This is a genomic window from Flavobacterium sp. LHD-80 (assembly GCF_030929605.1).
In the GTDB taxonomy this organism is placed as follows: Bacteria; Bacteroidota; Bacteroidia; order Flavobacteriales; family Flavobacteriaceae; genus Flavobacterium.
This window is the reverse complement of sequence record NZ_JAVFVS010000012.1, coordinates 378,639-397,326: the sequence shown is the minus strand read 5'-3', so window position 1 is coordinate 397,326 and position 18,688 is coordinate 378,639. Positions and strand designations below refer to the sequence as shown.

Here is an 18,688-nt window from a genome sequence, read left to right as displayed (position 1 = left end):
TTTATGAGCAAAATAACTATTTGTGGAGGCAGTATTATGCAAACCAGCAAAGGAAAAACAACATTTGAAGTAACAGATGGGGATTGTGATTTTTATGCCAGCAATAATTGTTTGTTAGAGGGAGGAGAAGCAACGATTTACCATGATTATGTTGCCTCTGAGCCAGAAAAAGATGATCTTGATGACTTTAAAACAGGTGTAAAAGTTATAGCTGCCATTTTTTTTGATGGCACAAACAATAACAGGACCAATACTGAGCATCGATTAGGAAAAACCGATACTTATGCCAAAATGGGAGAAAAGGGAAGCAGCTACGATAACTACTATTCTAATATTGCCATTATGGAAAAGATGAAAATTAATGAGCCTAAAAAAAGAATAGTCTCAAAATATATAGAAGGAGAGGGTACCGAAGATAGCCAAAAGGGAGACAATCAGGGACTAGGCTTTGGTAGCGGAACAACAGGAATTCCTGCTAAGGTCGAAAAAGGAAAAAATAAAATTAGAGAAGAGATTAATAAAGCTTTTACTGATAAGGAATATGTACAAGAATTAAGTATTGATGTCTTTGGATTTAGTCGGGGTGCAGCAGCAGCGCGCAGTTTTATGACAACTCAAAAAGCGGCATTGCAAAAAACTTATCCTAAGGCAAAAATAAGCTACCGCTTTGTTGGCTTGTTTGACACGGTTTCGTCTTTTGAACCTGAAGGTAATTTTTCTGTAGTAGGTTCAGCAGTAGATCATAATTTTTATAATGATGTCGACGAATTGAAATTGCAATTGGGAGGCATGGCAAAAAAGATAGTACATCTTACAGCTGCTGATGAATATAGAAAGAATTTTGCCCTGACTAACATCAATAGTTCAATATTAGCAGGAGTGGGTTATGAAGTGCAATTGCCCGGATCGCACTCAGACATTGGTGGTGGTTATGAAGAAACTAAAACTCTAGAAACAAGAATATATTCTGGTGAGATTGTAAAAACGAATGGCAGTGAGAGATTCTATTATCATCAATTAATAGAAAAAGGGTGGTACAAAGAAGAGCAACTGGAGTTAAGCCCCACTTATGCCAATTTTTTTGGCACTAGAAAAATTGCCAACCATTATCAGTTTATACCACTCTCCATTATGATGGAAATGGCAAAAAAATACGGTGTATCATTTTTAACATTTGACAGTAAAATAGGATTTAAAAAATTCAAAGTTATTCCTGAATTGGAAAATATCAAAGAGGCTTTGCAAAATTATGTATTGGCAAACGATGGCGCAGGAAAAAAGGTAGTGCGGCTACAGCCTTTTAGCGAATTAAAACAACTTCGTAATAAACACCTGCATATTTCTCTGGAGCCTAAATCGATGACAATGGATCCAAATTTTGAAAACGGAAAACTAAAGCGCCATGTAATTGATGCATAACAAATAGCGATGATAAAAAAAACAGCAATAATGCTTGGCATTATATTTACAACACAATTTATTTCTTGTCAAAAAATGGATACTTATAAAACCGAAAAATTTGAATGGGATGGAGACGCAACCGCACCCGAGGGATACCCAATGTGGATTATTTACCCCCATTCTTTTATACTGAGTGATGGCTACGAAGCTGTAATTCCCAATGATTCTTTTATGGAAGATGGTTGGGAAGGCTCTGGACGAAGCTGGTCTGTAGGTGAATCAAACAAAGCAATGCCCGACAGTTTAAAAATTGCATGGTACTCCTATACTGAAGACAAGTTTTATAAGGGAAATTTCAAGATGCCGCAAGAAAAAATTTATCAACTTTTTAAAGACGGATATTGGATATATGGTGTCAACTGGGAAAAAGCAGACAAAAATGATGATTATACTAAGGAACTACACAAAGAAACGTTTAGCGCACTTACAGTGGGGCTTGCGCCAAAAGGAATGGTTGTCATTTGGGCAACAGGTCAAAATAAAATAGAAATAGGGAGATATCAGGCGGAAGCCGTGCCGGAAGGAGAAGAAGCAGATCGAATGTGGAAACAAATTGCAGATCTTAGTGATAGACCAATTTCCGTTAAGCAAAGTATTGCAGAATTTACTCCTGAAGTTCGTGAAGAAGTATTAAACGGCAAGATTAGTTCTAAAAAATGGGATGATTATCGTTTGCGTTATCCTTGGAAAGTTGTCTTTAATCAGTCGTTAGAGGTGTATGATTATCACGTCTATTTTTTTAATAGTGAGAAATTTGGTTATCGGTCAACTAACGATCAGGCTTCCTATAATAAAATCATTATGGAAAACAAAAGTAAGGCCGTTCCTAGTGCAATTGATTTATCTGTTAAATCTCCAAACGGATTAAAACATTTAATCAGGATAGATTCATTTGATGAAGGAGAAATTATAAATTCTTTTAAAAATTTGGCAGGAATTAGTCCAAATGGGGATATTACAATTCAGATAAATGTTGATGAATCCTTTAAGGAAATGAATGTTGTTCTTAAAAATGATTTCAAACAAATTATACTTGAAAAATGCAAAACGAAGATTTTTCGAATGGATAAAAAAGCTAAGTAATTAGTGAAAGAATAGGGTTTTGAGTTTTCTGTATTGAATTTAATGGGGGAAAAAACTAGAAATCAAAAATTGAATAATATATATATATAAATTATGTATTCAGAAGAAATAATCCAAGAAATTCGAATCATCCATCCTATTAAAAGAGAAGGGAGTTGTTATTTTATTGAAAATATTGCAACAGGAGCTTTTTTTATACTTAAAAGAATTGCGCAGGCAGAAGGCGAATATGCCATAACATATAGAGATTCTTACGGTAATGTAATGGTGAATAATAAAGATTTAAAAATCACCTTTAACGATGATGAAGTAATTCAATTTCATGAATACAGAAGTCAAGTTTGTTTTAGTAATGACCTGTCTGTAACAGAATTGCCTATGAAAGATATTCAGGAAATTGCGAATAAAACATTTTATGCAGAAGGGCAATATGAAGCTGTAGATTTTGTAAAACTTCACATGTTTGATTACAACAAGGCAGAGTTTTTACTTAGGTACCACTATTAAGATATTGTACTAAAAAAGAATCCCTACAAATAAATTTATTTGTAGAGATTTTTAAAATATATGATATTTAAAATTTTGCAGTACTGAATTTTATTAAGCATTCAAAGCTTCAACCGTAATTGCTTCATCATTCAACATGCTTTTTAGCATGTTTTCGATACCGCTTTTTAAAGTAAAAGTTGATGAAGGGCAACCGCTGCAAGCACCTTGTAAAATCACTTTTACAGTCTTGTTGTCTTCGTTATAAGAATCAAAAGCAATATTTCCACCATCTGCAGCAACTGCTGGTTTTACATATTCTTCTAAAATATTGATGATTTGCTGAGAAGTAACATCTAGTTTGTCAAACGCTTCATCTTTAGCAACATCATTTTTTGCTTTGGTTTCAATTAAACTTTCATCTAAAACAGTTCCTCCGTTTTCGATAAATTGTTTAATGAAAGTTCTTAATTCCAAAGTAATTTCATCCCAGTTGTTGATTTCATATTTCGTTACCGAAATGTAATTCTCATCAATAAAAACTTCTTTTACATATGGGAATTTAAATAATTCCTGCGCAAGTGGAGAAGAAGCAGTCTGGTCGATATTTTTATATTCAACAGCATTACGTGTCAACATTCTGCTAACAACAAATTTCAAAGCTGCAGGATTTGGAGTTGTTTCTCCGTAAACCGTAATAGGCTGTTTTTTTGGCTTGTTTTCGTCAATGTTTACAATAACACCGCCTTTGTCAACAAAAGCCTCAATTTGCTCTGCAACAGCATCTTTTACATCATCCCAATCCACAATACTAAATCGTTCAATTGCGATAAAGTTTCCTGAAATATATACTGTTTTTACAAACGGAAGGTAAAATAATTGTTGTGCAAGAGGTGATGCTTGTGCCTCATCAATGTTTTTGAATTCAAAATTTTGATTTTTTGTAATGAAATCTTCGAATTCAAACTTTAGAATCGTAGGGTTTTGTGTTTCTTTTATAGTGATTTTTGTCATGGTCGTATATTTTTTGCAAATTTAGTAAAGTTATTTTCTACTAATACTTATATTTGGTTTTTTAATAAAATAATTAAGACTCTTTTCAAATAAATCGTATTAAATTATGAGAGTCGAAAAATTCTTAAAACAAATTTGCCTTTATGGAATTTAGAATCAAGGTTTTATTCATTTTTTTGGTTACATCATTTTATTCCTATTCGCAAGAAGGAATTCCCGTTTACTCAGATTATTTGTCGGATAACCTTTACTTGATTCATCCATCAATGGCCGGTGCAGCAAATTGTGCAAAAATTAGATTAACTGCAAGAAAGCAATGGTTTGGGCAAGATGACGCACCATCATTAGGTACTTTAAGTTTTAACGGAAGAATAGGAGAGCGCTCTGGAGCCGGAATTATTGTTTTTAATGATAAAAATGGATACCATTCTCAAAAAGGACTAAAGCTTACTTATGCACACCATATTATGTTTTCGAGAGATGAACTTGATTTGAATCAGCTTTCATTTGGTATTAGCGGAGGCGTTATTCAGAGTCAGTTAGATGAAACTAAATTTGGAGGAACTTTTGATCCAATTGTTTTTGGGTCGATTCAAAAAGATTCTTATTTCAATGTTGATGTTGGAGCTTCCTATAATTATTTGAATTTTTATGCACATGCAACTGTTCAAGGGCTTCTAGAAACGAGAAGAGAGTTGTATACAGATTATGAAAGTGATAATTTGAGAAAGTTTTTGCTTAGTGCAGGATATGTTTTTGGGAAAAATGGAAATTTTACTTGGGAACCATCTGTGTTGCTTCAAGTTTTTGATCAGACAAAAGAAAAAACGATCGATTTAAATATGAAAGGCTACAAAAACATGGACTTTGGAAGTTTATGGGCAGCATTATCCTATAGAAGAAGTTTTGATGGAGCACAATATAGCACAGGAAGTGGTGTAAAGGCTCAAAAATTGCAATTTTTTACACCAATTATTGGAATCAACTATAACAATTTTATGTTTGCTTATACGTACACACAAGTTATGGGCGATGTAAAATTTGATACTGGAGCGTATCACCAAATTACTTTAGGAATCAATTTATTTTGTAAAAAAGAACGTTACGATTGTAATTGTCCTGCTATTAATTAAATTATTATGTTGATCAAATCTGTAAACGGAAAATCGCCTTTGATTCCAGAGGATTGTTATGTTGCTGAAAATGCGACCATTATTGGAGATGTTTCATTTGGAAATTCCTGCAGTGTTTGGTTCAATGCGGTTATTCGCGGCGATGTTCATTTTATTAAAATTGGCAATAAAGTAAACATTCAAGATGGCGCAATTATACATTGTACGTATCAAAAACATCCAACAATTATTGGCAATAATGTTTCGATAGGACACAACGCTATTGTGCACGGCTGTACGGTTCATGATAATGTTTTAATAGGAATGGGCGCTATCGTAATGGATAATTGCGTAATAGAAAGCAATTCAATTATTGCAGCCGGAGCTGTTATAACACAAAATACGGTTGTTGAATCTGGAAGTATTTATGCTGGCGTACCGGCGAAAAAAGTGAAAGATATTGATCAATCAAACTTTGCCGGAGAAATCGAACGTATTTCAAACAATTACGTAATGTATTCTAGCTGGCTTAAGGAATAAATTCGATAAAAACCAAAAAAAGAAATTCCAAATTCCAATGATTTAGATATTATTGGAATTTGGTCCCGATAGCTATCGGGATTATTTTAGAATTTCTTTATAAATTGATTTTTTCGAAGAAAGCAGACTTATAGCTTTCGCTGATAGGAATTCGTTTGTCACTAATCAAAACCTTATTTTTCTGAATCGATTTGACATGCTTTATATTAATGATATACGATCTGTGAATTCGCGAAAATCCTTTACTTGAAAGCAGGTTTTCTAATTTTATTAAACTGATTAAGGTCAGCGTAAATTTATTGTCTGTGGTGTAAATTTTCACGTAATCTTTTAAACCTTCGATAAATAAGATATCTGAAAAATTCATTTTTACATTTTCATATTCAGCTCTTACAAACATAAAATCCTGCTCTAATTCTGGGGTTGCAGTATTTTCCGAAATTGGCTGGATAGCCGTTGCCGGATTTACAATTTGCTGTGCTCTTACAACCGATTTCAAAAAACGATGAAACGGAATTGGTTTTACCAAATAATCAACTGCGCCAAGATTAAATCCTTCAACAGCATAATCAGAATAAGCAGTGGTAAAAATTACCAAAGGTTTTTTTTCAATTGTATTTAAAAAGTCAATTCCTGAAAAATGAGGCATTTGAATATCCAGGAATATTAAATCAACATTGTTTTGATTGATAAAAGATACGGCATCAATAGCATTATTGAAAGTACTCACCAATTCAAGCGAATCTACTTTTTTGACAAAATCTTCTAATAATTCAACTGCTAAAGGTTCGTCATCAATAATTACACATTTCATTTGCTGGAAATTAAGTTTTAAAATTTTGTTTTGGTGCTCAAAAGTACTTTGAAATCAGTCAATTAAGTTTTAAAGTTTTCATAAAATAAGTCATTTATTTTATAATTATCTCTTAACGTTTCGTGCAAAATGAGTTAATTTATAGCCGTTTGGATTTCATCTAAATTTAAATTTAAATGAACTCTGTAATACTGATTATCTTGTGTAATTGAAAGTTGATGTGCATTTGGATAAAGCAAATCAAGTCGGTTTTGAATATTCACCAAACCAATTCCTGAATTTTCAGGATCTTTCACATAATTTTCAATTGTGTTTTCGATCCAAAAATCAAGGCTGTTTTCATGAATGAAAATTTTGATTTTAACATGCGCGGCACCTTTATAATCGGTTCCATATTTAAAAGCATTTTCAACAAAAGAAATTAAAAGCAAAGGCTCTATAAATTTATTTTTTGTGTCGCCGTGTACATTTATAACAATGTCTTCAATATTATTGAGTCGGAGTTTTTGCAGTTCAATATAATTCTGAATGTAATTGATTTCTTTTTCTAAAGCCACCGTTTTATTGTCTGTTTCATACAGCATATAGCGCATGAGTTCAGATAATGTCACGATGGCATCAGGGACCAAATCAGATTTCTTGTGTGCCAATGAATAAATACTGTTCAGGGAATTGAATAAAAAATGTGGATTAGTCTGCTTGCGCAAATAAATCAATTCAGTATTTGTTCTATGTGTTTCGGCAATTAATTTGTTTTGCTGATTGTTATAAAATTCAGTCAATGTTCTAATAATTGCGCTTATTGTAAGTATTAAAATATAGAAAAAAGAAGGTGCAATTTTAAAAAAGAAGGGCTGTCTAATTTCGGTTCTAAAATGCATTCCTTTTGGAAAAAATTTAGGATCGGGCATCATTCTCGGCGGACGCATGTTTTCAGGTCTTAAATGCCTGAATTCCGGTATAAAATATTGTGTTCTGATGATCATAAAGAAAACAATTAGAACCAGAACAAAAACAAAATAAAGCCAATATTTTTTTTCTAAAAGCAAAACTGGAACCAAGTAAAAATAGTTGAGATAAAACAATATAATTCCAGTAACCCATTGCGCATAAAAATCAGTATTGATTCTGAAGGGGCTTTCGTAAAATTGAATTAAAGAAGTCAATATGAAGAAAATCCATATGATACAATGAAATAGAATTTTATTTGAACTTGTATTTTTAATGGCGTCGAGCTTCATTTAGAATTTTATTTTTAATAAAATTAAATCATTTTTTGTTATAGTAGGCGACATATTACGGTCTAGTTTGCTAACAACCAATTTTGCTGTATTTAATGCTTCTTCTTCTGTAGAAAAGCTTTTTGTGTAACTTATAACAGGAATGATTGATTGCTTTATCAAAATTTTATTTTTGTTCGAAATTGTATATCCCCAGCCGGTTTGTGTCTTGAAGGAATCAATTTTAAATGTTTCAGTTTTTACACAAGCGATAAATTGTAAAACAAGTAAAATAAACAATAAATTCTTCTGGATTTTACTCCAGAAGAATTGTTTTTTAGTATTAATTGTCATCGTCACTTTGTTCGTCAAGCGGTTTAAATTCCCAGGCATCATCAAAATAAGTTGAACCTGTTCGACCCAACATATAAAACCCACGGTTGTTAATAGCAAAACCTACAGCATCTGTTCTTGTTGCACCTTCCATAGAAGTTCTTTCTGTCCAAAGATCTGTTGACGGATTGTATTCCCAAACGGTTTTTATACCATCACCGCCTACAACATAACCAAGCCCACTCATAGAAAAACTCGATGCATTTGAACGCGTTACAGCATATTCGTCATTGTATGTATAATCATCATCAGTGTCTTTATCAATATCACGTTTTCTTGTCCAAACATCTGTTGCTGGATCAAATTCCCAGAAATCTTCTTGAAAAACGCCATTGTTAATTCCAGTTCCTAAATAAGCTTTATCAGCAATTACAAAAACGGTTGCATTTCTCCTTTTGTTTCCACTAAAGCCGTTTACTAAAGTCCAAGTATTTGTTTGATCGTTATATTGATAAAAATCTTTCAAATAATTTCCGTCATATCCAGTTCCAAAATATGCTTTTCCGCCTACTTGAAATCCAAGTGCGCCATAACGTCCAGTTCCAGCAAAATCTGTTTTTTGAGTCCAGCTGTTGCTTGTTGGGTCATACTGAAAAAAATCTTTCAATTTATTCGTTCCGTCATAACCAAGACCAACATAGCCTTTTTCATTTAAGGTAAAACTTGACGCAGAGCTTCTGCCCACGCCTGTAAAATCAGCTTTTTGTTCCCAATAATCTCCATTAGAATTATAAGCCCATAAATCTTTTAAATATTCATCTCCGGTATAACCAGTTGCTACATATGCATAATCACCAATTACAAAACTAGTTGCACTTGATCGAGCCGGACCATCAAATGCCGACTTTTTAATCCAGTTTCCTATCAAATCATCATCGTCATCGTCATTGCTGCAGCCTACAAAAATTAGAGCTGAAAATAGAGTCGCGAATAATATTCCTTTTTTTAAATTATTCATAATGTGTAAAATTTATTTATTGTTTGTATTTGATGCCAATGCCAAAAATGTAGCCGTTCCCTGTGTCAAAATTATATACGGTATTATCTTCAGAATCTATTAGTTTGTAATTTTTATTAAAATCATAACCGGCTTTAAAATTCAAAAACCAATTTGAATCTACATTTCGTTCATATTCAAAAGCCGATGTCATTTGTGATAAACTCATTTTTGATGCATTATAATTGGATTCAGACTTTTGATCTAAATAGTAAAAACTCCCATTGAAGCTGTTTGTTAAACTGAATTTATTTCGGATATTATTTGAATATGAAATTTTTGAATCTGGAAATCCTACTGAAATTGTACTTTTTTCACTCAGCAAATAGTTTACAGTTAAAAGAGGAATAAACTTTGGAGTTCCAAAAATGTTCGACCTTGCGGCACCAATTGATACATTTATATTTGAATTCAATTGCTGATTGACTTCAAAACTTCCTAAAAGTGTAAAATCAGAAAAATTCAAATTCTGCTGAAAACTGAACATTGGAGTTACTGAAAATTGCAACTTTTTTTTCTCAGAAGCTTGAAATAAATAATCCGTTTTGTTTTGAAACTGATTGAATCGATCCAAATTTTCATTTGATGAAAAAGGATCAAGTTCGTAATTGATATTCAACTTTGAATATGCTGTTGTATTTGTCAGCTGGTTTTTGGTGTTTATCTTTTTGCTGAATAACACCGAAACACCACTTTCGTTAAAATCAATTTTATCAGTTGGTTCTGTTTTTAAATTCACATTTGCCGAAAAAGTTTCTTGAGCCTTCATATTATAAAATGAAATTGTAAAAACGAAACATATTAAAAGCCTTATTCTCATTACTTATTTATTGGTTCAAAAGTAGGTGGCTGATGGTTTTAAAAAAAAGAATATATATGTATGGCGTTTTTTGATAGACTAAATCGCGTTTTTTAAGGCTGAAACAAAGTTTTGATTGGATATAGCTATTATAGATCAGTTTTTGCTTTTTGTAGTTCAAAAACGCAGGGCTGTATATGTTATAGTGCGGTGCAGATTACGCCATTTTATATTTGCCGAAAAATTATATTATGCACAAGTTTATATTGATGTTCTTTTTTGCGGTCACGATACTTTCATGTGGTACAGATACTGATGCTGGTGAATTTGTTGTTGGGTCAGATTATTTGGCAGTAAGTAATAAAGCGATTTTAATTGATACTGTAACGGTTGATATGTCGACAATAAATTTTGATTCCTTGGCAACTTCAAACAAAAGCCGGATTTTAGTTGGAAATTATGATGATCCGATTTTTGGGAAAGTTAAATCAAACAGTTATTTCCAGCTGGCAAGTGATTCTTATAATTTGAACATTACTGGAGGCTCAGATACAGAAGCCGTTAATTTTGTTTTTGACTCCATTTCGATGATTTTAAAGTATGATAACTATTATTATGGTGATACTACCAAAGTGCAGACATTTGATATTCATCGATTGACGCAAAAGATAAAGCCGAACAACGGAGATAGTGATTTGTATAATAATACGACTTTTGCCTACAGCGATGAAAGTATTGGTTCAATTTCATATAAACCGAGACCAATTGAAAAAGACTCAATAGTAATTAAAATGAGTGATGCTTTTGGTTCGGCTCTTTTTCAAAAACTTAAGAAAAGAGAAATTACAGATTTTGACAGTTTTTCTGAATATCTAAAAGGCCTCGTTCTGGTTCCTTCAACTTCTAATTCATCTAGCATGATTGGCTTTAATGTTTCAACAAGTAAAGTCAGGATGTATTATTCCAAATATCAGGCAGATACTGAAGAAACGCCTTATGTAATTGATTTTACAATTGCAGATGCAGGAAAACAGTTTAATTCCATTTCACTTGATAAAACGGGAACATTAATTCAGAATTTGCCTATTTCTAGCAGTAAATTGTCAAGTTCGGCTACAAGTCAGCAAGGATTTATTCAGTCGGGTACGGGAGTGGCATGCCGAATCGATTTTCCTAATATAAAACAGCTCAAATATATTGCAGATAATGGCGCAATTGTAAATGCAGAGCTCATCTTGAAACCCGTCAATAATACATACTCTTCAAAATATCCTTTAGCCGATTCTTTGTCTGTTTATGTTGCAGATAATTTAAACCGAATTAGTGCTTCTTTAGTAAACTCTGCGGGAACTACGGTTTACGGCATTTTAAACAAAAAAAGTGATGAGTTTAATGAAAATGTTGGATACTCAATTCCGGTTGGAAATTTTCTCCAAAGAGAAATGCTAAAAAAATCAGATTCGAAATCCTCTTTGATTCTGACATTGCCAGGAATTTACAAAACAGTAAACCGAATTGTTTTAGGCGATCAAAAACATTTGAACAACAAAATCCAATTGAAAATTTATTATATCTCCTATTAAATGAAAAATAAAATAATTTATTTAACCTGCTTCATTTTATTGTCGCTGACTTCATTTTCTCAAAGTATTTCGAGTTCACCTTATTCACTTTATGGAGTTGGAAGTGTGTATGATTCTGATTTTGGAATTCTTCCTTCAATTGGTTCATCAGGAATGGCTTTGCCTTCTTCGAGTTTTATCAATAATTTAAATCCTGCTTCCTTGGGTTTTATTCCATTAAATCATTTTATGTTTGATATTGGCGGAAAAGCTATTGCAACAACTTATCAAAGTAGTTCACGAGAAGAAAAACGAAATAATTTCCAATTTTCGCACATGGCTTTTGCTTTTCCTGTTACTAAAAATTCAGGATTTAGTTTGGCATTGCGACCATATTCCAGTGGAGCTTTTAAAATTTCAAATCTTGCACTTCCTATAGAAAACAGTCAGGAATATTATTATTTGACTGCCGTTGGTTCCGGCGGACTAAATAATTTTGACTTTTCATACGGATACCGATTTGGGAAAAAGCTTTCGCTTGGATTTTCGGGTTCATTATTATTTGGAAACACTGCCGATGAGCGCAATTTTCTCATCCAAAATACTCTTACAACTGTTACAAAAAAAACAAGTTATAATGGTCTTCGTGCAACATTAGGAGCGCAGTATAAGATAGATTCTACTTTTACAATTGCTCCAGTAGTTAAATTGCCTGCTCAAATTAAGGCTTCAAAAATACAGAGTGTTCAGGTTATTGCAGACGAGGTTATAACGCCAATTGAAACTGATGCTACTTCAGATGTTGATGATTTTTACATGCCTCTAGAAATAGGAGTAGGGTTTAGCAAACGCTTTAAAAATAATTTAAATGTTACTTTAGATTATGAAAAAAGTTTTTGGAGTAATACAAATCAATCTGAGTTGTATGGAAATTTTGTAAATCAGGACAGGTTTGCTCTCGGGTTTACTTACAAAGCCAAGAAAGATTATCGAAAATATTGGGACCATGTTCAATATGCAATGGGAGCCAATTTTGATAACGGATACCTTGAAGTCGACGGAAAAAGAGTAAATAATGCTGCCATTTCTATTGGACTTTCCTTACCAATAGAAAACACTTTGACAACGCTGAATATTTCATATTCTTACGGACAAAAAGGAAGGATTACAGATAATTTAATAAAAGAAAATTATCACAAACTGTCACTAAATTTATCTTTAGACGGAATTTGGTTCGTCAAGCGAAAGTTTGAATAAGCCTAAAAATCTTTGTGTATAACGGGGTATTTATAATCTAAAATTGATTCTAAAACTGCTGGATTTGAATTGACATAAAATTCAGGTTCACTTTCTTTAAGATCTGAAAAACCAACCTTTTCGCGCAAAATATTTTGTGTCTGACGGGCCACTGCTTCACCAGAATCAATAATCTGGATGTGGTCCGGCAGAATTTTTTTTATCTGAGGAATTAAGTACGGATAATGACTACATCCTAAAACCAAATAATCAATATTGGCATCAATCATTGGTTGTAAATACGATTCTAAAAGCTCAGTCATTTGCGGAGAATTTAGTTGTCCATCTTCAATAAGCTGTACTAAACCATGGCCAACTTGCTCTATTATTGTTGTATTTTGAAACATTTCAGCTGTCTTGTTGAACAATTCGCTGTTTAGTGTTCCTTTAGTGGCTAAAATTCCAATTACTTGAGTTTTTGAATTATTAGCTGCAGGTTTAATAGCAGGTTCAATACCAATAAACGGAATATCATAATCAGCACGGAGTTCACGAATTGCATTTGTTGTGGCAGTGTTACATGCTACAACAATTAATTTACATCCCATTTCGATCAAAAAATCAACATTTTTTTTGCTGAGGGCAACAATCTCTTCTTTTGTCTTTTGACCGTAAGGAGCATTTTTGCTATCAGCTAAATAAATAGTTTTTTCGTTTGGAAGAAGATTGTGGATTTCATTCCAGATTGAAGTTCCTCCAATTCCAGAATCAAAAACGCCTATAGGATTGTTGTTCGTCATAAATACAAATTTAATATTTTTTGAAATAAATTGATGTTTCAATTTACTCGAAATCTGTAAATTCTTATCTTTTTTTATTTTAATTTATTGTAAAAAAAATGCCCAGACTTTTAAAGTACTGAGCATTTTTTTTTAAGACTAAAAAATTAGTTTTCTTAGAATCCTAAATCTTTTTTCACATCAGCAGTGATGTTTGGACCATCAGCTAAGATAAGAGTAGAACCATCTAAAACATATTGGTAACCTTTAGCTTTTCCAACTTTTTGGATAGAAGCTTTCACTTTTTCCATAATTGGTTTCATGATATCAGAATCTTTTTGTTGTAGTTCTTTTTGTGCATTGTCTCTGTAATCAACAATTCTTTTTTGCATGTCTTGAACTTCTTTAGCGCGCTCTGTGTTAACTGCTTCAGTTTGTTTTGTAGACTCTTCTTCGTACTTTCTGATTTTAGTTTGGTATTCTTCAACCATTTTTTTGTATTCTGCGTCGTATGTACCACTTAATTTTTGTAGTTGATTTTGAGCATCTAGCATAGCAGGCATTTTCGACATAATCTCGCTAACATCAACATGGGCAACCTTCGCCTGTGCATTCATTGTGTTACTTGCTCCTAAAATTAGAACGGCAGCAATTAGTAAAGTTTTGATTTGTTTCATCATTTTTAAAATATTAATTAATTATTGGTCGTATTAGGTTTTTGTGTTTCGGCTTCTTTTGCTTTTTTAGCCGCTTCTCTCTCTTCTAATATTTTCTTTCTTCTTTCTTCTAATTCTTTTTTACGTTGTTCATACAACTTCTGTCTTTCAGCAGCCTTATCTACCGCTGGTTCTGTTGTTGCAGGCGCAGTTTCGGTAGCTGTTGCTGGTTTTGCCGTTGTGCCGTCAGTTTTAACGGCCTCAGTTGACTTAGCTGCTTCTGTTGTTTTCGCAGGTTCAGAAACCGTGCCATTTTTTTTAGCTTCTCTTTCGGCTTGTATGGCTTTTCGTCTGTCGTCGTATTCTTTTTTCTTAGCTTCTTGCTCTAATCTTCTGTCTTCGATCAGTTTTTCTCTGGCAGCTTTCTTTTCATCTAGGGCTTTTTGTCTATCAGCCATTGCTGGATTTTCATCGATAGCATTTTCTTTACTCTCTTTAATTTCCTGATCTTTCAATTGTTTTTTAGTCAATTGCTCTCTTTTGTCAGTTCTATTTAAAACGCGTATAACTTGATCGCTGATATCAAATTTTTTGTTGCTGAAAAGCATTGTCAAATCTGAAGATTTATCAAAAATGAAATCGTAGCTTTTAGCTTCGGCAATATCCTGAACAGCGGTAAAAACTTGATCCTGGATTGGTTTTGCCAATGCCGCTTTTTGGTGAATTAAATTTCCATCAGCTCCAAATTGCTTTTGCTGATAATCCATCATTTCTGTTTCCAGAAATTTTATTTCAGTTTCTCTTTCATCAATAAGCTCTTTTGTAAGAAGTGCTTTTTCGGCTTTTAAGCTTTCTTTCAGTTTGTTTATTTCTATTTTTTTGGACTCAATTTCTTGTTTCCATTTTTGGGCTTTCAGCTCTAATTGTGCTGTTGCCTCTTTATAGTCAGAAACGTTTTCAAGAATATACTCCATATCGATATAGCCAATTCTTGTCGTTCGTGTCTGAGCCTGACTTGTATTTGCTACAATCAAGGCTAAAAATATAAATAAAAACTGTTTTCTCATAACATAACTTTATTTGATGATTTTTAACCAAACGTTAATTGTCTAAAATTGTTGTCCAATAATGAAATGAGTTTCCCATCCATTTGCTTTATTGGTAACAGAATTAGGAAGCGCATCGAAACCGTAACCAAAATCAATTCCTAATAATCCGAATGCTGGCATGAATACACGTAAACCTACACCTGCAGAACGGCTTAAATCAAATGGGTTATAGTCCTTAAATGTTGGATATGATGAACCTGCCTCTAAGAATGTCAGCGCGTAAATCGACGCTGAAGATTTTAATGTGATAGGGTAACGCAATTCCATAGAGAATTTGTTATAAATGGTTGCTCCAATTTGCTGACCAGCAGCATTTGTTGGTGTCAATGATCCATTAGGATAACCTCTTAAACCAATAGTCTCTCTACCATCCATTGAGTACTGCGCCATTCCGTCTCCTCCTAAATAAAAACGCTCAAATGGTACAACTCCTCTTGCTTGATCATAAGCTCCTAAGAAACCAAATTCTGTCAAAGTTCTTAAAACTAATTTACCATATACTTTTGTATACCAGTCTGCTTTGAATTTAATTTTATAATATTCTAACCAATTGTATTTCTTTTGATCAACTTTAGCAACATCAGTATCTGCACTTGCATAATCAGATCCAACACTTACATATCCAGTTTTTCCATTAACGGTTTCTGTTTTTACATAATCACCTGTGTTTAATGGCTGGCCATCTACTCCAGAGTCAGGTGCTCCAGTGTATTGTGTTTTATATTCTTTCTGGTTTTCTAAATCACCATAGTTAATTCCATTAAGTAAAGAATAAGGAGGTGTTACTTTTGCAGAAATACTAAATTCTGAACCGTACATTGGGAATATAGGGTTTGTACCTTTATTATTTCTGGTCAGACCTATAGTATAAGCAAGGTTTCGTGATGCTCCATTACCAAAGGTAAACAATCCTGTATAATAATTGTTCAAGTCATAGTGCTGATAACTTACAGATTGTGATAATACAAAAAAGTCATCTGGCACTGTTAAACGTTTTGCTAAACCAACTTGTACTGTAAAAATATTAAAACTTTGGCTTTTATCTACAGTTCTGGTTACATAATTATTGTTGTATTGTTTACTGTAAGAAATTGCAGAACTGAATTGTACTGGTTTCTTACCTCCAAACCAAGGCTCAGAGAATGATAAACTGTAAGTTTGGAAATAAGTACTTCCTTGTAAACGAAGTGCTACTTTTTGACCATCTCCCATTGGAAGCGGTTTGTAAGATTCCTTGTTAAATATGTTTCTTGCCGAGAAGTTATTGAACGAAAGACCTAAAGTTCCAATGAAACCTCCACCACCGTAACCTCCTTGAAGCTCAACCTGGCTAGATCCTTTTTCAACAAGCTGGTATTCGATATCAACCGTTCCTGCACCAGCATCTACATTTCTAAATTCTGGCTTGATAGATTCTGGGTCAAAGAAACCTAATTGACCAATTTCACGAATTGTTCTTACTAATTCTTCTTTACTGTATTTGTTTCCAGGCTTAGTTCTTAACTCACGATAAATTACGTGGTCATTTGTTTTGTCATTACCTGTAACATAAATTTTGTTGAAATAAGCAATTGGACCTTCTGTAACTCTAATTTCAAAATCGATAGTATCATTGGCAGTCCTAGTCTCTACGGCATTGATGTTAGAGAATAAGTAACCATTATTTTGGTACAAGTTTGTAATGTCTTCTGCATCAGGTTTAGTTTTGTCTGCGATACGTTTTTCTAGTAAAACGCCATTGTAAGTTTCACCTTTTTTAATTCCTAAATAACGGTGAAGCAATTGATCAGAATAAACAGTATTACCTAAAAATTTAATATTTCCAAAGTAGTATTTGTTTCCTTCTTCAACATTGATTTTGATGGCAAGCATTTTGTTTTCCTTATTATAAGAGACAGAGTCATAAATAATACGGGCATCACGGTAACCTTTTTCTTTGTAAGCAGCAACTACTTTTTCTAAGTCGGTTTTGTATTTTTCAGGAATAAATTTTGACGCTTTTAAAACACGGAATAGATTTTTTTGTTTCGTGTCTTTCATTGCAGCTCTTAATTGAGCATCAGTAAGTTGTTTATTTCCAGTGAAATCAATACTGCTGATTTTTACTTTATCGCCCTTGTCAATTCGAACAAGCATATTTACTTGATTTCCGGCAAGAGTGTCGGGGGTATTAGTAATAGTAACTTTTGTGTTATAAAAACCTTCTTTTTTATATTTATTTTCGATGTAATTTTTAGTAGTCGTAATTAAGTTTTCATTGACAATTTTGTTTTTTGTCAAATTATTATCCTTAATAAGTCCTTCGACTTTACTTTTCTTAACACCAACGATTTTTACTTCGTTTAATTTAGGAAGCTCAACAATATCCAAATCAAGATAAATACTGTCGTTTTCTACCTTATTAACATAAAATGCGATTTCGTCAAAAAGGCCAAGTTTGCCTAATTTTTTGATAGCACTACTGATTTCTTCTCCAGGTACTGTTATTTCCTGTCCCTTTTGAAGGCCAGAAAACGTAACAACAGTTTGTTCATTGAAGCTTATTTTACCAACAACAGAAACTTTAGCAAGAATATATTTTTTTCCTTGATCAAAAGGAACTCGATCTTGTGCTTTTATTTGTGAAAAACTACCCAAAAGTAGTAGGGTAAGGACTATTTGTACTCTTTTTTGTAACACTAAAAAATTATTTAATTTGTTCACTGGTTTTTCCAAATCTACGTTCTCTTTTTTGATAACTAATGATAGCCTCATATAAATCTTGATCTTTAAAGTCTGGCCACAAGACATTCGTAAAATACAATTCTGCATAGGCAATCTGCCATAGCAAAAAGTTACTTATTCTATGTTCTCCACTTGTTCGTATTAATAAATCTACGTCTGGTAAATTTTGCGTGTAAAGATGCTCATTTATAATTGAATCGTCAATAGTGTCTAATGAAATTATATTATTTTTAACTTTATCGCTGATGATTCTCACGGCATTTACCAATTCTTCTCGTGATCCGTAGCTTAAAGCCAGTGTAAGCGTAAGGCGCGTATTGTTTTTAGTCTTCTCAATAACGTCTAAAAGTTCTTTTTGGGCTGATTTTGGTAATTTTTCAAGATTACCAATCGCATTAAGTCTGATATTGTTTTCTTGCAGCGTTACAAGTTCTTTTTTTAATGAATTGATCAATATTTTCATTAATGCTTCAACTTCAAGTTTTGGACGATTCCAGTTTTCTGTCGAAAAAGCATATAAGGTTAGATATTCAATGCCTAATTTAGCACAATTGGTAATTGTTTTTTTAACCGATTTTGTTCCGTTTTCGTGACCAAAAGCGCGTAAAAATCCTTGTTGTTTTGCCCAACGTCCATTTCCGTCCATGATAATGGCCAGATGTTTTGGTAAGTTTGAACGATCTATAGAGTCTAGTAAATTCAT

18 protein-coding genes are annotated in these 18,688 nt (G+C 32.9%); 7 read left to right on the top strand and 11 right to left on the bottom strand.

The genetic code is table 11. The features are described 5' to 3' along the window. Positions 1 to 3 precede the first annotated feature (3 nt). The 3 genes from RB619_RS18725 (at position 4) to RB619_RS18715 (ending at position 3,051) form a co-directional block, all read left to right on the top strand. Positions 4 to 1,419 carry a phospholipase effector Tle1 domain-containing protein gene (locus RB619_RS18725; protein WP_308100347.1) on the top strand — a complete coding sequence of 472 codons (1,416 nt, stop codon included), beginning with the start codon at positions 4 to 6 and terminating at the stop codon, positions 1,417 to 1,419. Positions 1,420 to 1,449: 30 nt separating this feature from the next. Next, positions 1,450 to 2,544: a DUF2931 family protein gene (locus RB619_RS18720; RefSeq protein WP_308100345.1), complete on the top strand. Its 1,095-nt coding sequence runs from the start codon at positions 1,450 to 1,452 to the stop codon at positions 2,542 to 2,544. A 93-nt stretch (positions 2,545 to 2,637) separates the two neighbouring features. Next, complete coding sequence (locus RB619_RS18715; RefSeq protein ID WP_308100343.1) at positions 2,638 to 3,051, top strand: hypothetical protein; 414 nt, start codon at positions 2,638 to 2,640, stop codon at positions 3,049 to 3,051. Between the two features lie 93 nt (positions 3,052 to 3,144). Here RB619_RS18715 and RB619_RS18710 read toward each other — a convergent pair whose 3' ends face one another. Then, positions 3,145 to 4,044: a NifU N-terminal domain-containing protein gene (locus tag RB619_RS18710; RefSeq protein ID WP_308100341.1), complete on the bottom strand. Its 900-nt coding sequence runs from the start codon at positions 4,042 to 4,044 to the stop codon at positions 3,145 to 3,147. Between the two features lie 143 nt (positions 4,045 to 4,187). On the opposite strand from RB619_RS18710, the gene RB619_RS18705 reads away from it, so the two are divergent. Next, positions 4,188 to 5,177, top strand: coding sequence for a type IX secretion system membrane protein PorP/SprF (locus RB619_RS18705; protein WP_308100339.1), 990 nt, complete (start codon positions 4,188 to 4,190; stop codon positions 5,175 to 5,177). 6 nt (positions 5,178 to 5,183) lie between these two features. Beyond that, the gene (locus RB619_RS18700) at positions 5,184 to 5,696 is read left to right on the top strand and encodes a gamma carbonic anhydrase family protein (protein WP_308100337.1); all 513 of its coding nucleotides are present in this window, start codon (positions 5,184 to 5,186) and stop codon (positions 5,694 to 5,696) included. A gap of 97 nt (positions 5,697 to 5,793) precedes the next feature. Here the strand turns inward: RB619_RS18700 and RB619_RS18695 are convergent, their stop codons facing one another. The 5 genes from RB619_RS18695 to RB619_RS18675 all read right to left on the bottom strand — a co-directional run bounded on the left by RB619_RS18695 (position 5,794) and on the right by RB619_RS18675 (position 9,889). Next, positions 5,794 to 6,510 (bottom strand): LytTR family DNA-binding domain-containing protein, encoded by a 717-nt coding sequence (locus RB619_RS18695; RefSeq protein ID WP_308100335.1) that lies wholly within the window; start codon positions 6,508 to 6,510, stop codon positions 5,794 to 5,796. 134 nt (positions 6,511 to 6,644) lie between these two features. Continuing rightward, positions 6,645 to 7,751 carry a sensor histidine kinase gene (locus RB619_RS18690; RefSeq protein ID WP_308100333.1) on the bottom strand — a complete coding sequence of 369 codons (1,107 nt, stop codon included), beginning with the start codon at positions 7,749 to 7,751 and terminating at the stop codon, positions 6,645 to 6,647. Next, complete coding sequence (locus RB619_RS18685; protein ID WP_308100331.1) at positions 7,752 to 8,084, bottom strand: DUF4907 domain-containing protein; 333 nt, start codon at positions 8,082 to 8,084, stop codon at positions 7,752 to 7,754. Then, positions 8,074 to 9,081, bottom strand: coding sequence for a kelch repeat-containing protein (locus tag RB619_RS18680; protein ID WP_308100330.1), 1,008 nt, complete (start codon positions 9,079 to 9,081; stop codon positions 8,074 to 8,076). The genes RB619_RS18685 and RB619_RS18680 overlap by 11 nt, the downstream gene beginning before the upstream one ends. Before the next feature lie 16 nt (positions 9,082 to 9,097). Beyond that, positions 9,098 to 9,889 (bottom strand): DUF6268 family outer membrane beta-barrel protein, encoded by a 792-nt coding sequence (locus tag RB619_RS18675; protein ID WP_308100328.1) that lies wholly within the window; start codon positions 9,887 to 9,889, stop codon positions 9,098 to 9,100. 281 nt (positions 9,890 to 10,170) lie between these two features. On the opposite strand from RB619_RS18675, the gene RB619_RS18670 reads away from it, so the two are divergent. Together RB619_RS18670 and RB619_RS18665 are read left to right on the top strand one after the other, a co-directional pair. Continuing rightward, on the top strand, positions 10,171 to 11,502 hold the full coding sequence (locus RB619_RS18670; protein WP_308100326.1) for a DUF4270 family protein: 1,332 nt from the start codon (positions 10,171 to 10,173) through the stop codon (positions 11,500 to 11,502). Then, complete coding sequence (locus tag RB619_RS18665) at positions 11,503 to 12,738, top strand: aromatic hydrocarbon degradation protein (protein WP_308100324.1); 1,236 nt, start codon at positions 11,503 to 11,505, stop codon at positions 12,736 to 12,738. Positions 12,739 to 12,740: 2 nt separating this feature from the next. On the opposite strand, the gene murI is transcribed toward RB619_RS18665, so the two are convergent. The 5 genes from murI to RB619_RS18640 form a co-directional block, all read right to left on the bottom strand. Then, positions 12,741 to 13,517 carry a glutamate racemase gene (murI, locus tag RB619_RS18660; RefSeq protein ID WP_308100322.1) on the bottom strand — a complete coding sequence of 259 codons (777 nt, stop codon included), beginning with the start codon at positions 13,515 to 13,517 and terminating at the stop codon, positions 12,741 to 12,743. Between the two features lie 155 nt (positions 13,518 to 13,672). Further along, complete coding sequence (locus RB619_RS18655) at positions 13,673 to 14,176, bottom strand: OmpH family outer membrane protein (protein WP_196216472.1); 504 nt, start codon at positions 14,174 to 14,176, stop codon at positions 13,673 to 13,675. A 14-nt stretch (positions 14,177 to 14,190) separates the two neighbouring features. After that, complete coding sequence (locus RB619_RS18650; RefSeq protein WP_308100319.1) at positions 14,191 to 15,219, bottom strand: OmpH family outer membrane protein; 1,029 nt, start codon at positions 15,217 to 15,219, stop codon at positions 14,191 to 14,193. A gap of 42 nt (positions 15,220 to 15,261) precedes the next feature. Beyond that, positions 15,262 to 18,015, bottom strand: a complete 2,754-nt coding sequence (locus RB619_RS18645; RefSeq protein ID WP_308100317.1) for a POTRA domain-containing protein — start codon at positions 18,013 to 18,015, stop codon at positions 15,262 to 15,264. Next, positions 17,948 to 18,688, bottom strand: a complete 741-nt coding sequence (locus RB619_RS18640) for an isoprenyl transferase (protein ID WP_308100314.1) — start codon at positions 18,686 to 18,688, stop codon at positions 17,948 to 17,950. Before RB619_RS18640 ends, RB619_RS18645 begins: the two co-directional genes overlap by 68 nt.